Annotated in this window: 11 protein-coding genes; 5 read left to right on the top strand and 6 right to left on the bottom strand. The window is 59.4% G+C overall.

Translation table 11 applies throughout. The features are described 5' to 3' along the window. The first annotated feature begins 37 nt into the window (after positions 1-37). On the top strand, positions 38-916 hold the full coding sequence (locus ACR0LZ_RS05980) for a LysR substrate-binding domain-containing protein (protein WP_480748867.1): 879 nt from the start codon (positions 38-40) through the stop codon (positions 914-916). Between the two features lie 306 nt (positions 917-1,222). Here the strand turns inward: ACR0LZ_RS05980 and ACR0LZ_RS05985 are convergent, their stop codons facing one another. Both ACR0LZ_RS05985 and ACR0LZ_RS05990 read right to left on the bottom strand, forming a co-directional pair. Continuing rightward, complete coding sequence (locus ACR0LZ_RS05985; protein ID WP_480748868.1) at positions 1,223-3,610, bottom strand: 1-deoxy-D-xylulose-5-phosphate synthase N-terminal domain-containing protein; 2,388 nt, start codon at positions 3,608-3,610, stop codon at positions 1,223-1,225. A gap of 11 nt (positions 3,611-3,621) precedes the next feature. Continuing rightward, positions 3,622-4,824 carry a methionine gamma-lyase gene (locus ACR0LZ_RS05990; protein ID WP_480748869.1) on the bottom strand — a complete coding sequence of 401 codons (1,203 nt, stop codon included), beginning with the start codon at positions 4,822-4,824 and terminating at the stop codon, positions 3,622-3,624. 113 nt (positions 4,825-4,937) lie between these two features. On the opposite strand from ACR0LZ_RS05990, the gene ACR0LZ_RS05995 reads away from it, so the two are divergent. Further along, complete coding sequence (locus ACR0LZ_RS05995) at positions 4,938-5,396, top strand: Lrp/AsnC family transcriptional regulator (protein ID WP_480748870.1); 459 nt, start codon at positions 4,938-4,940, stop codon at positions 5,394-5,396. A gap of 52 nt (positions 5,397-5,448) precedes the next feature. Here the strand turns inward: ACR0LZ_RS05995 and hutU are convergent, their stop codons facing one another. Genes hutU through hutI form a run of 4 tightly spaced genes read right to left on the bottom strand, consistent with a single transcriptional unit; the run spans position 5,449 to position 10,686 of the window. Then, complete coding sequence (gene hutU / locus ACR0LZ_RS06000) at positions 5,449-7,131, bottom strand: urocanate hydratase (RefSeq protein ID WP_480748871.1); 1,683 nt, start codon at positions 7,129-7,131, stop codon at positions 5,449-5,451. After that, positions 7,128-7,946: an N-formylglutamate deformylase gene (gene hutG, locus ACR0LZ_RS06005; protein ID WP_480748872.1), complete on the bottom strand. Its 819-nt coding sequence runs from the start codon at positions 7,944-7,946 to the stop codon at positions 7,128-7,130. The genes hutU and hutG overlap by 4 nt, the downstream gene beginning before the upstream one ends. After that, positions 7,946-9,481: a histidine ammonia-lyase gene (gene hutH, locus ACR0LZ_RS06010; RefSeq protein ID WP_480748873.1), complete on the bottom strand. Its 1,536-nt coding sequence runs from the start codon at positions 9,479-9,481 to the stop codon at positions 7,946-7,948. The genes hutG and hutH overlap by 1 nt, the downstream gene beginning before the upstream one ends. Next, on the bottom strand, positions 9,478-10,686 hold the full coding sequence (gene hutI, locus ACR0LZ_RS06015) for an imidazolonepropionase (protein WP_480748874.1): 1,209 nt from the start codon (positions 10,684-10,686) through the stop codon (positions 9,478-9,480). Before hutI ends, hutH begins: the two co-directional genes overlap by 4 nt. Positions 10,687-10,766: 80 nt before the next feature. Here hutI and ACR0LZ_RS06020 point away from each other — a divergent pair, with 80 nt between their 5' ends. The 3 genes from ACR0LZ_RS06020 (at position 10,767) to ACR0LZ_RS06030 (ending at position 14,471) form a co-directional block, all read left to right on the top strand. Then, positions 10,767-12,125: a formimidoylglutamate deiminase gene (locus ACR0LZ_RS06020; protein ID WP_480748875.1), complete on the top strand. Its 1,359-nt coding sequence runs from the start codon at positions 10,767-10,769 to the stop codon at positions 12,123-12,125. A gap of 30 nt (positions 12,126-12,155) precedes the next feature. Beyond that, entirely contained in the window at positions 12,156-12,860 is a 705-nt protein-coding gene (locus ACR0LZ_RS06025) for a GntR family transcriptional regulator (protein ID WP_480748876.1), read from the top strand. Positions 12,861-12,953: 93 nt separating this feature from the next. After that, the gene (locus tag ACR0LZ_RS06030; protein ID WP_480748877.1) at positions 12,954-14,471 is read left to right on the top strand and encodes a malonate--CoA ligase; all 1,518 of its coding nucleotides are present in this window, start codon (positions 12,954-12,956) and stop codon (positions 14,469-14,471) included. Positions 14,472-14,475 lie beyond the last annotated feature (4 nt).

The following is a 14,475-nucleotide window of genomic DNA, read 5'->3' on the forward strand; positions in this document are numbered from 1 at the left end:
CTCAGCAAATGATGAGGTGAACTCATCGGTAGACAGAATGCTTCCGTCCCTGCCCGCACTCAGAGCCTTTGACGCCGCTGCCCGCCTCGGAAGCTTCCGTGCCGCAGCTGAAGCCCTGTCGATCAGCGCTACGGCGATCAGCCACCATGTACGCGGTCTGGAAGAGCAGTTGGGTACAAAGCTTTTCCACCGTGTGGGGCGCAACGTCACCCTGAGCGAAGACGGTCAGCGCCTGGCGTCTGCGACAGGAGAAGCTTTCAGCCTGCTCGAAGTGGCGGTCGAAAGCTTCCGAGTGGGACGACGCAAAACTGTTCGCGTGGCCGCCGGGCCGATATTCACTGCAAGATGGCTGATGCCGCGGATCAGTGATTTCTGGGAAACCTATTCCGGAGTCGAGCTGGAATTTGTACCGACATATCGCCCTGGTGATCTTTCAGGCAACAACGCAGACATTGTGATCCGCTGGGAGCGCCTGCAGGACATGGCGGTTGGAGCACACAAGCTGATCGAATTGCAACCGATCGCCGTCGCAAGCCCCGGCTTCATTGCCCGGTTCGGTCCCTTTGCAAGTGCCGAGGACCTGCTTGCGGTGCCGATCCTGCATCAGCGCAACCACTGGGGTTGGATCGACTGGTTTGCCGCACAGGGTATCAAGATACCCCAGCCGATGCGCGGCGCGGTATTCGAAGACGCAAATGTGCTGATACGTGGGGCCGCACAGGGTCAAGGCGCCATTGTCGGCTGGCTCCCTCTGATCGAGCAAGATTTGAAAGATGGGCGAGTAACTCGTCTGTTTGACGAACAGATCACTCCTACACACGGGTATTTTGTCGAAATTCAGGAAGAGGCAAAAACGAGACGAGAGGCACGCCTGGTCTTCGACTGGTTGATCGCCAGCAGCCAGGTTGCGCTGTAACAATGGTCTTCGGATCACTCTGACGTTCATTCAAACGTGCTGCCAAAGGATCAGAACCTGAAACGGTAAACTTATTCGATACAAACCGCCATAATGTGACTGAGATTACATACATAATCCCGCGACAAGCTCACTCTAAAAGCAAGTTATTTGTTATTGGAGCGCTTGTTATGCCCACACCCAGACGTTCCCGCCTGTTTTCAATGATCTCGAATATGTTCCGCTCCGTCCGCCAATGTGCACGGATGCAGCATCGAGTGAACCGTCACCACTAGCAGTTCCAAAGACGCATCGGATTTTCGCGTTCTATCCTGCGACCCGAAAACTATGCGCGGGTCGGCGCCCGTCTGTGAGTTCCCCGATCGAATTCACCAAGGAATGCCGGTCAATCCCAAAGTGCCGGGACAGATCGCCAATGGTGCCGGTTTGCCCGAAATGCTCCACACCGTGCGAAATCGTACGGTGACCAGCGACTGACCCGAGCCAGGCCAATGTTGCCGGATGGCCGTCGATGGCCGTGACGATCGTGCAATGTCGCGGCAGATCGCCCATGAGCGTCTCGACATGCGATCTGGCGTGGGGATTTCCGCGCGCGCGTTCGCGTTGCGCGGCGGTCCATCCGGCGTTCAGACGGTCGGCTGAGGTTACGGCCAGCACACCGACATCACGACGCAACTCGCCAATCGTACCTGCAGCGGCAATCGCCTCGTCGGCAACCGCGCCCTGATAGGCGATGACCACCGAGCAATTGGGGCCGGGCTTTCGCAGCCAGTATGCGCCGTCAATCGTTCCCTGCAAAAACGCGTCATCGACACGCTTTCCGGGCTGCTCCAGCGGCTTTGTGGTCAGCCGCAGATAAACCGACCCGCCAGTTTCATCCCGCAACCATGTCCGCTCGTCCGGATCGCCTTCGCCATCGCGTTGAAGATAGTCGAAGGCCCATTGCATGATGACGGCCAGTTCATCGGCAAAGGCAGGTTCAAAGGCCGCTAGCCCGTCCTGCGACATACCGATAAGCGGTGTGCCGATCGACTGATGCGCCCCGCCTTCTGGGGCCAGCGTGACCCCCGAAGGAGTTCCGACAATGAGGAAACGGGCATTCTGATAACAGGCATAGTTCAATGCATCGAGTCCTCGGCAGACAAACGGATCATAGACAGTTCCAATGGGAATGATCCGTTTGCCAAACAACGAATGCGAAAGACCGGCAGCGCCAAGAAGAAGCATCAGGTTCATCTCGGCAATTCCAAGCTCCAGATGCTGGCCCTGGGGGGCAAAGTTCCATTTCGCGGTAGACGGAATTCGGTGTTCGATGAATGCATCGCGCTGTTCCTGCCGTGAAAACAGCTTGCGCCGGTTCACCCAGGGCCCAAGCCCAGTGGTTCCCGTTACATCGGGCGACGTGGTCAGAATGCGGGACGCCAGTTCGCTATTCCCTTTCGCCAGATCATCCAGGATCTTGCTGAATGCAGCCTGAGTGGACATCTCCCGCCCCGTTTCAATCGAGATGCCGGGTACCGGCAGAGGCGCGTCGGAGTACCTGCGCGGCCCTTTCGCAAAAAACGGAGAACTAGCAAGAAAGCGCCGCAGGCTTGCCGGATCAGTGACGGTGGCGAACGGGTCCCACTCCTGCCCCTCCGGCACCCCCATATGGGACTGCCATTCGACCATTTGCGCCTTGGTCATCAGCCCGCCGTGATTGTCCTTGTGACCCGCAATCGGCGTACCCCAACCCTTGATCGTGTAGGCCAGAAAACAGGTCGGGCGGTCGTGATCAATGGCGGCAAAGGTGTCGGCCATCGTCTCGACGCAGTTGCCGCCGAGGTTTTCCATCAGCGCGGCCAGTTCCGCATCGCTGCGCCGATTCAACAGGGCCGTCACATCCCCCTGATCGCCCAGATCATCCATCAACCGCTGGCGCCATACAGAACCGCCCATATAGGTCAGGGCTGAATAAACCGCATTCGGGCAGGCATCGATCCAGTCTTTCAGCTGTTCGCCGCCGGCTTCTTCAAATGCCGCCCGTTGCAATACGCCATATTTCACGCGCACCACGTCCCAGCCGAAGGCTTGGAAAACCTTTTCGACCCGTTCAAACAGACCTTCGCGCACGATGCCGTCCAGCGACTGTCGATTATAATCGATGATCCACCAGCAATTGCGCAGGTCGTTCTTCCAACCCTCCTGCAGAACCTCATAGACGTTGCCTTCGTCCAGTTCGGCATCGCCAACCAGCGCCACCATGCGCCCGGTTATGGCGTCGTTCCCCCAGTCCTTGGCCTTGATGTAGTCCTGAACCAGCGAGGCAAGCGCCGTGATCCCGACGCCAAGACCCACCGACCCGGTCGAGAAATCGACGTCATCCACATCCTTGGTCCGACTGGGGTAGCTTTGCACGCCGCCAAAACCGCGGAAATTCTCCATGTTCTCGCGCGTCTGATTTCCCATCAGATATTGCATCGCGTGAAAGACCGGGCTGGCATGCGGTTTGACGGCTACCCGATCCTCGGGTCGCAGCGCCGAGAAATAGAGCGCCGTCATGATCGACACCATCGAGGCGGAGCTGGCCTGATGCCCGCCGATTTTTATCCCATCCGTCTTGGGCCGGATGTGGTTCGCGTTATGGATCATCCAGTGCGACAGCCACAGCAACCGCTGTTCGATGGTTTTGAGATGCATCAGATCGGCGGTCATGATCGCGCTCCTTACTCGGCGGCAAAGCGCATGTTACGCGGCAATGCCTGATCCAGATCGGCCAGAATATCCTCGACCTCTTCCAACCCTACCGAAAGACGGATTAATCCGTCGCTGATTCCATGCTCGGCGCGTTCCTCTGGCGTATAAGTAGAATGCGTCATCGAGGCCGGGTGTTGAATGAGCGTCTCGGCATCGCCCAGCGAGACCGCGCGCTGGATCATTTTCAGGCGGTTCATCAATGTGGTTCCCGCCTGCAATCCGCCTTCGATTTCAAACGCGATCATCGCGCCGGGTTTGGCCATCTGGCGTTCGGCCACGTCATGCTGTGCAAAGCTTTCCAAACCGGGAAAATGAACCGCAGATACTGTCGGATGCGCCTCCAGCCAATCGGCAACCACGACGGCCGAAGCGCAATGGCGATCCATGCGCAGCGCCAGCGTTTTCAACCCGCGCAGGATCAGCATCGCGTTAAAGGGTGCCATGACCGCGCCGGTCATGTCCTTCATACCCACGAGACGAATTTCCTTGATCTGCCCGGCGGTGCCGGCGACCAACCCGGCGACGACATCCCCATGACCCCCGAGATACTTGGTTGCGGAATGCAGAACGATATCCGCACCCAATTCTATGGGTCGGGTCAGATAGGGCGTCGCATAGGTGTTGTCGACCACTACGGTGGACCCGGCCTGATGTGCTATTTCGGATACTGCCGCGATGTCGACCAGCCGCATGTTCGGGTTGGCCGGGGTCTCGAAATAAACCACGCGGGTCTTGCTGCTGATTGCCTTGCGCAGATTCTCGGGATCCGTCATGTCGACATGGGTGATGGTCACGCCCCATTTGGTCAGCCCGTGACGCATATAGGCAAAGGTGCAGCCATAAAGTGTTTTGTCGACGATCACCTCGTCGCCGGGACTGAGAAGGGTCCACAAGACGGCCGTCACTGCACCCATCCCGCTGCTCAGTGCCAGACCGGCCTCGGCCCCTTCCAGCGTGGCGATGCGTTGTTCCAACAGATCACAGGTCGGGTTCGAGATACGGCTGTAGATGTGGCCCTCACGCTCACCAGCAAACATTTCACCGCCTGCTTCGGCGGTTTCAAAGGCAAAGGTCGATGTCAGGTGCAAGGGCGGCGTCAGCGCACCCTCGTTCTGTTGCGGATCATAGGCGTGATGGATGGCGCGGGTGGCGAATCCCTTGGACGTGCTCATGGCAAACCTCATATCTGTGCTTGAGGCATGATGAACCACTCTCCTAGATAATTAATTGCAAATTATGCCAGATTTAGTTATTATTTTGGCATTTTCTGCCAATGGACTCGCAAATGGACGCCAAAGACCGCCAAATCATCCGCGCCTTGCAGAAAAACGGGCGCATGACCAATCAGGACCTCGCCGAAGAAGTGAACCTATCGCCCTCACCCTGTCTGAGACGAGTTCGAATTCTCGAGTCCTCAGGGGCAATCCGGGGATATATGGCCGATGTTGACCCGACTACTTATGGTCTGCCAGTCACGGTCTTTGTCCGCATCCGGCTGGAGCGGCACAATGAAGAAGACGTGCAGCGGTTCGAGCGGCGTATCCAGATGATAGACGAAGTGCTCGAGTGCCATATCCTGACAGGCGCTACCGATTATCAACTCAGGGTCGTGGTATCGGGGCTGGACGCTTACGAGGATTTCATCCGCAATCGCATACACCCGATTGGCGGCATTGCCTCGATCGATACCAGCTTCGTCTACAGCACGGTGAAGCGGACAGCCGTGTTTCCATCGACCGATTGAACAAGAAAAACCGCCCGGCAAACCCGGGCGGCCTGTAAGATCAGTCCCTAACTCAGCCCAATATCCGCGGCAGGCGAAGTCCGTGCTCGCGGGCGCAGTCCTTGGCGATCTGGTATCCGGCATCTGCATGGCGCCACACCCCCGAGGCGGGGTCGTTCCACAGGACACGCTCCAACCGCCGCGCGGCATCCTCGGTACCGTCCGCGCAGATCACCACGCCTGCATGCTGGCTGAACCCCATGCCGACGCCGCCACCATGGTGCAGCGACACCCAGGTCGCCCCTGACGCGGTGTTGATCAAGGCATTCAATAGCGGCCAGTCCGATACCGCGTCCGAGCCATCGAGCATCGCTTCGGTTTCACGGTTGGGAGAGGCAACCGAGCCCGAATCCAGATGGTCGCGCCCGATCACCACCGGCGCTTTCAACTCACCACTCGCAACCATCTCATTGAAGGCCAGACCCGCCCGATGACGGTCACCCAAACCGATCCAGCAGATTCGCGCCGGCAGACCCTGAAACGCGATCCGCTCCCGCGCCATGTCAAGCCAGCGGTGCAAGTGCTCGTTCTCGGGGAACAACTCCTTCATCTTGGCGTCGGTCTTGTAGATATCCTCGGGGTCGCCAGACAGCGCACACCAACGAAAGGGGCCAATGCCCTTGCAAAACAGCGGGCGGATATAGGCGGGAACGAAACCGGGAAAGGCAAAGGCGTTTTCCAGCCCTTCATCAAGTGCCACCTGCCGGATGTTGTTGCCGTAATCCAGCGTCGGAACGCCCGCGTTCCAGAAATCGACCATCGCCGCAACGTGCTGTTTCATGGACGCCCGCGCGGCCTTTTCGACCGACTTAGGGTCTGATTCCCTCTTTTCGCGCCACTGAGCCATGGTCCAGCCCAAAGGCAAATAGCCGTTTACCGGATCATGGGCGCTGGTCTGGTCGGTAACGATATCAGGACGCATTCCGCCGTCTATCATGCGGCGGTAGATCTCGGGGAAAACCTCGGCGGCGTTGCCCAGCAGCCCAACCGATTTCGCTTCGCCTGCCCTAGTCCAGCGGTCGATCATTTCCAACGCCTCGTCCAGGGTCTCGGCCTTTTCATCGAGGTATCTGGTACGCAGGCGGAAATCGATGCTATCCGGGTTGCACTCGACTGCCAGACAGCAGGCTCCGGCGAACACCGCCGCCAGTGGCTGTGCTCCGCCCATGCCGCCCAGCCCACCTGTCAGTATCCACTTGCCCTTGAGGTTGCCGTCATAGTGCTGGCGCCCAGCCTCGGCGAATGTTTCGTAAGTGCCCTGAACGATGCCCTGCGTGCCAATGTAGATCCAGGACCCGGCGGTCATCTGGCCGTACATCATCAGGCCCTTCTTATCGAGCTCGTTGAAATGATCCCAGTTGGCCCAGTGCGGCACGATGTTGGAGTTCGCGATCAGCACGCGCGGCGCGTCCTTGTGGGTGCGGATAATCGCAATCGGTTTGCCGGACTGGACGATCAGGGTCTCGTCCTCTTCAAGATCCTTGAGGCTGGCCACGATGGTGTCGAAGTCATCCCAGGTGCGCGCCGCGCGTCCGATGCCGCCATAGACCACCAGTTCATGCGGGTTCTCGGCCACGTCCGGGTGCAGGTTGTTCATCATCATCCTGAGCGGCGCCTCGGTGACCCAGCTTTTTGCATTCAACTCGGGGCCGGTGGGGGGATAGACGTCGCGGGTATTCTTGCGCGGATCGCTCATGACTGGGCTCCTTTTTCGGTCAGATCGCCCGACAGGGCGAGGTCGCGGAGGTGTTCAAGCATCGCTTTCAGATGCGGTCGAAGGGTTGCGGCACGGTCCTCGCGCCAACTCCAGGGCGGGGTTTCGTCCAGATAGGCGCGCTGCGCGATTTCCATCTGAATCGCGTGGATGCCTGTTTCGGGGCGACCATAGTGGCGCGTTGCCCAGCCGCCCTTGAAACGGCCATTGAGCACCGAGCTGTATCCTGTGGCCGAGGATGCTATGCCAATCACCGCCTTCTCGATCAGCGGATGACAGGTCGCGCCATTGTTGGTGCCGGTATTGAATACGGGCAATTCGCCATCGAACAGGAACGGGATCAACGAGCGGATGGAATGACAGTCGAACAGGATCGCCGTGCCGTGCCTTGCCCGCACCCGATCCAGCTCCTGTCTCAGTGCCGCGTGATACGGCGCATGGTATTTTTGCCGCCGCTCTTCGACTTCGTCCGCCGATGGCTCCTGCCCTTCGGTCCAGATCGCCCGCCCGTCGAAATCAGTAAGCGGCACCAGAGTGGTCGTGTTCTGACCAGGGTAAAGCGACACGCCCGCAGGGTCGCGGTTGGCGTCGACGACATAGCGGTGAACATGCGACTGAACGACCGTCATATCGGTCAAAAGACCCGAATAGAGCCTGTTTATGTGCCAATCCGTGTCTGCCAGCCCGCACCCGGTTTCATTCAGGCGCGCGGCGATGTCATCGGGCACATGGGTGCCGCCATGAGGCTGGCCAAGAACAATGGGGCCGTCACCACGCAGGACATCGCAAACCTGCATCAGACCAACTCCGGCATATCGACACCGACGGCGGACAGAACCGTGCCTGCGGCCACTAGAGATTTGATAGTTTCAAGTTCGGGCGCGAGATAGCGATCGTCCGTCAGGGGCGGGATATCGGCCCGAACCCGGTCAATCACGCGCTGTAGTGGGGCGCTGGTTGCAAGCGGTGAACGGAATTCCACGCCCTGTGCCGCGCACAGCAATTCGATCCCCAGAATGTAGTTGAGGTTGTTCACCATGCGCCCCAACCGCCGCGCGCCATGGGCGGCCATCGAAACGTGATCCTCCTGATTGGCCGAGGTCGGCGTGCTGTCCGTGACACAGGGATTGGCCAGATGCTTGTTCTCGCTCATCAATGCAGCGGTGGTCACTTCGGCAATCATCATGCCCGAGTTCAACCCGGGCTTAGGTGTAAGAAACGGCGGCAGGTCGAAACTCAACGTCGGGTCCACCATCAGCGCGATACGACGCTGTGCAATGGCACCGATTTCTGAAACGGCGAGGGCAATCATGTCCGCGGCAAAGCCAACCGGCTCTGCATGGAAGTTTCCGCCCGAAACGATGGCTTCGGGGTCAGACAAAACCAGAGGATTGTCAGTGGCGGCGTTCGCCTCAATGGTCAACGTCGCAGCGGCCTGTCGCAAAACATCCATCGCGGCACCTGTCACCTGCGGCTGGCAGCGAATGCAATAAGGGTCCTGCACCCGCGTGTCGCCCTCGCGATGGCTTTCGCGGATTTCCGAACCCTCAAGCACGACCCGCATCGCACCTGCCGCCTCGATCTGCCCCCGGTGACCGCGCAATTCGTGAATCTGGGGCTGCAGCGGGGCGGTGGATCCCATGATCGCATCGGTCGATGCCGCAGCGATCACCAGCGCGTTCTGCGCCGCGCGCCACGCTTCGAAAAGCCCAGCCAAGGCGAAGGCCGTCGAGAATTGGGTGCCGTTGATAAAGGCCAGCCCCTCTTTCGGACCAAGCTGAATCGGCTCTAATCCGACCGATTTCAATGCCTCAGCACCCGGCGCTACCTGTCCGTTCACCTCCGCTTCGCCCTCGCCGATGACCACAGCGGTCATATGCGCCAACGGCGCCAGATCACCCGATGCTCCGACCGAACCCTGCGCCGGTATCACCGGCGTGACGCCACGCGCCAGCATCTGCTGCAAAAGCTCGATCAGCTCCCACCGCACACCCGATGCACCGCGGCCAAAGGACAACAGCTTTAACGTCATCATCAGCCGAGCAAGCCGACGCGGAACAGCTTCGCCCACACCGCAGCAATGGCTGAGGATCAGGTTGCGCTGCAGGGTCGAGGTATCCTCGGGCGCAATCTTTAGGCTGGCGAGTTTTCCAAAGCCGGTATTGACGCCGTAAACCGCCTTGTCCCCCGCCGCGGCCGCGGCAATCCGCGCTGCGGCCGCCTGAACCTGAAGTTTGCAGCCCTCGTCCAACAGGATCGGAGTTTCTTTCCAATAGATTTCGGCCAGCTCGGACAGGGTGACGATGCCCGGAGTGAGCTTCAAGACGCTCATTCAGTGCCTCCAAAGATGCGTTTGTGCAATGGATTGAAGCCGATGCGATAGGCCAGTTCGGCGGGGTGTTCGACGTCCCATACCGCCAGATCGGTCCGCTGACCGAGCGCGATTGTGCCCGTGTCGTTCAGACCCAATGCACGGGCCGCTTCACGAGTGGCCCCGGCCAGCGTTTCTTCGGGCGTCATCCGGAACAAGGTGCAGGCCATGTTCATTGTCAGCAAAAGCGAGGTCAGCGGTGACGAGCCCGGATTGCAATCGGTCGCCAATGCCATCGGCACCTTGTACCGACGCAACAGGTCGATAGGCGGTACCTGTGTTTCGCGCAGGGTATAGAACGCCCCAGGCAGGACCACCGCGACGGTTCCGGCGTTTGCCATCGCGGCCACCCCTTCTTCGTCGAGATACTCGATATGATCCGCAGATAGCGCGCCATACGAGGCCGCAAGTTCGGCACCGCCCAGGTTCGAGAGCTGTTCGGCATGCAACTTGACCGGCAATTCCAGCGCTGTCGCCGTATCGAAAACACGGGCGATTTGCCTGGGGTCAAAGGCGATCCCTTCGCAGAACCCGTCGACCGCATCGACAAGCCCTTCGGCATGGGCCGCACGCAGGGCCGGTATGCAGACCTCGTCGATATAGGCATCGTCGCGGCCCTTGTATTCGGGCGGAACCGCATGCGCACCCAGAAATGTGGTTTTGACGCGGACCGGGCGCACCTGCTCAATCCGGCGGGCGGCGCGAAGCATGCGCAACTCTGTTTCCTGATCCAGACCGTAACCGGACTTGACCTCGATACAGCTGACGCCTTCTGCCAACAGGGCATCGACCCGCGGCAGGGCATCAGCGAGCAGCTGATCTTCGGACGCGGCGCGGGTGCCATTCACAGTCGACAGGATACCACCACCTGCACGGGCTATTTCTTCGTACGAGGCACCGTTCAGCCGCATCTCGAACTCGACCGCGCGATTACCGCCGAACACCACGTGCGTGTGGCAATCGATCAAGGCCGGCGTGACAAGCCGACCGCCAAGATCCTCTACCTGCCAACCCGTGAACGCGTCCGGCAGCAGGGACGCAGCGCCGACCCACGCGATCTTGCCGCCTTCAACAGCAACCGCGCCGTCCGGTATCATCCCATACGGGGTCGCGGCGTCATCCAATGTGGCAACCTGCGCACCGCGAAGAACGAATTTTTCGGTCATGACGATTCTTTGGGGCTCCCCTTTCGAGTTGTTTTTTCGTATACGTATATAAAATTAAAGTCTACACAAAAGAGCGTCTGATGAAAATCCATGCAAAAACCGCCTTGTTAGGCTCTGATTGGGCAAGTGATCTAAGGGTGACGATTGCAGATGGCCGGATTGCCGTCATCGAATCCGATGTCGCTCCGGCCCCGGATGACCTGCAGGTGGATACCCTGCTTCCGTCATTGGCCAACCTGCACAGCCACGCCTTTCAACGCGCCATGGCGGGTATGACCGAGGTGCGCGCGGCGGGCAAAGAAAGCTTCTGGACGTGGCGCACGCTGATGTATCGCTTTCTGGACCGGTTGACTCCCGAGCAGGTCGAAGCCATCGCCGCGCTTGTTTTCATGGAGATGCAGGAAGCCGGGTATGCTTCGGTCGGTGAGTTCCACTATGTCCATCACCAGCCGGGGGGACAGACCTATGATCACCTCTCCGAACTGAGTCAACGCATCTTTGCCGCTGCGGCCCAGACCGGGATCGGCCTGACCCATCTGCCGGTGCTCTACACCTATGGCGGTGTCAATCAGGAAAGCCTTGCCGGAGGTCAGTTGCGGTTTGGCAATGACGTGGATCGGTTTCTGAGACTTGTCGACGAATGCAGGGCAATCGGTGGGATGCCCCCTGACACCCAGGTCGGCATCGCGCCGCATTCCATGCGGGCCACTTCGCCTGCCGATTTGTCCGAGATTCTGGCGCAAGTGCCCTGCGGGCCGATCCACATTCATATTTCGGAACAGCTCAAGGAAGTCGCCGACATCCAGGCAAAGCTCGGCCAACGGCCGGTCGAATGGCTGTTGGAAAACGTAGATGTGGATCGCCGCTGGTGCCTGATCCACGCAACCCACATGACTGATGCCGAAACCGCCGGTCTGGCGCAATCCGGCGCGGTTGCCGGGCTGTGCCCGATTACCGAAGCCAATCTGGGCGATGGCATTTTCAATGGCGCCGTCTATGTCGAAAACAACGGCGCGTTTGGCGTCGGATCAGACTCTAACATAAGGATTTCGCTAGTCGAAGAACTCCGCACGCTGGAGTATTCGCAGCGCTTGCGCGACATGGCGCGAACCGTGCTTGTTCCCGGCGAAGGTTCGGTCGGTCATACTCTATATACCGGGGCCGCACTGGGCGGCGCACAGGCCCTTGGCCGGGACGCCGGTGAGATCGCTGTCGGCAGGCTTGCCGATGTGGTTGCAATCAACCGCGAACACCCGACCCTGTGTGCGCTGGAGGAATGGCAACTGCTGGACGGGCTGTGTTTCGCGGCATCCGACACAGTGGTGACAGATCTGTGGTCTGCCGGCCGGCACAGGGTTCGGAACGGAAGGCACGTGGAACGAGACGCGATCACCTCGCGGTATCGCAAGGCCATTGCCGACCTGCTGCGCGATGTCTAAACGTTTCAAACACACCAACGGTCCCCGCCAATGAACCAGAACACGGAAACAACCAGCTATCGCGACATCAAGCGGATCGTTCTGGACCGCATCCGTTCGGGTGAGTGGCGGCCAGACTCTCTGTTGCCCAACGAACAGGATCTGGCGATCGAGTTCTCCTGTACCCGAACGACAGTGAACCGCGCCTTGCGGGAATTGGCGGACGAAGGGTTTCTGGAGCGGCGCCGCAAGGCTGGCACCCGGGTTCTCAGTTCCCCGCAACGGCAGGCCCGCTTCACGATACCGCTGGTTCGGGACGAAGTCGAAGCAATGGGCGGCACCTATCGCTATGCCCTGGTTTCGGCCGAATTGAATGGCGCGCCTGAATGGCTGGGCGCGCGACTGCGGCTGGAGGCAGGGCAAAAGGTGATGCATGTACGATGCATGCACTATTCGAACAACACGCCATTCCAGTACGAGGATCGGTGGATCGTCGTCGACAGCGTGCCAGAAGTCGAAACAGCCGATTTTTCCGTCGTCGGACCAAATGACTGGCTGGTGCAGACCGTGCCCTTCACCAACGTCGAGCTGACCTTTCTGGCCAGCCGTGCAGACGCCACTCTGGCCGGGTTTCTGGATGTTCCCGAAGGAGAGCCGGTTTTCACCGCCGAGAGGATCACGTGGCTGCAAGGGCGCCCAGTCACCTTTGCCAAGTTCTATTTCGCGGCCGGATACCGGATGACAACGCAAATCTGACCTGCGCCGCTGCGCACTCTTTACCATTCGGCCAAACCAAGACACTTTCCAGAACACCACATGCGCCGCTTCGGTTCAGGAAAGGATGCGCCCATGCCCAACCCGCTTTATGATCGTCTGTTCGGAAAACACATCGGCAAACAGACACCTTTCCTGTATCTGCCCGATGACACGGTGATCACCCATTCCTCATTCCTGGACACCGCCGCGCGGATCGCAAATGCGCTTTGCGGGCTGGGGTTGGAGGCAGGTGATCGCGTGGCTGTGCAGGTGCACAAATCGCCCGAAGCCTTGGCTCTTTATGCCGCCTGCGCTCAGGCCGGGTTGATCTTTCTGCCACTCAATACTGCATATACTGTCGATGAACTGACCTATTTCATTGAAAACAGCGGCGCGAAACTGGTGGTGTGCGACGCCGCCAGTGAAGACGATCTGCAGCCCGTCACCGAAGGGCTGGACGCGCAAATAGCAACGCTCAACGCTGATGGGTCTGGCAGCTTGATGCGCCGCGCGCTGGGTATGCTTCCGGCCTTTGCTCCGATCAGGAGGAGCGCGGAAGATCTGGCCGCTTTCCTCTATACCTCGGGCACGACAGGCCGATCCAAAGGAGCGATGCTGACGCAAGAGAACCTGCTTTCGAACGCCGAAGTTTTGGCGAAGGAATGGCGGTTTACCGCAGATGACGTGTTGCTGCACGCCCTGCCGATATTCCATACCCACGGCTTGTTCGTTGCCACAAACATCGTGTTGGCGACCGGCGGCAGCATGATCTTTCTGCCCGGATTCGACCTGGATGAAATCCTGCGCCTGATGCCGCGTGCCACGTCGATGATGGGGGTGCCGACCTTTTACACCCGTCTTCTGGGCGATCCGCGTTTCACCCGCGAACTGGCATCGCACATGCGCCTCTTTGTTTCCGGCTCTGCCCCGCTGCTTGCCGATACCCATGTGCAATTCGAAGACCGCACCGGTCACCGTATCCTTGAACGCTATGGAATGACCGAAACGAACATGAACACATCAAACCCTTACGACGGCGAACGTCGTGCCGGAACTGTGGGCTTTCCCTTGCCGGGCATAGACTTGAAAATCACCAACCCGGAAACCGGAGAAATCCTGCCGCAGGGTGAAATCGGCCTGATTGAGGTTCGCGGGCCGAATGTGTTCAAGGGTTATTGGCAGATGCCCGAGAAGACCGCCGCCGAGCTGCGTGAGGACGGGTTCTTTATCACCGGCGATCTGGGGCGGATCGACGAGGCCGGCTATGTCCAGATCGTGGGGCGCAACAAGGATCTGATCATCTCGGGCGGCTACAACATCTATCCCAAGGAAATCGAACTGGTTCTGGACGAACAACCCGGAATTCTGGAAAGCGCTGTGATCGGTGTTCCGCATCCGGATTTCGGGGAAACCGTACTGGGCATTCTGGTCCCCGAGGCCGGGGCCAATCCCGACCTGGAGGCCGTGATGGCTTCGGTGCGGTCCAGCCTTGCCCGTTTCAAACACCCGCGCAAGCTGATCGTGATGGATGAATTGCCCCGCAACACGATGGGCAAGGTTCAGAAAAACCTTCTACGGAATACCTTCAAAGACCTGTTTTCCAGCGGCTGACACA

It is taken from the genome of Ruegeria sp. CI1 (assembly GCF_056536925.1).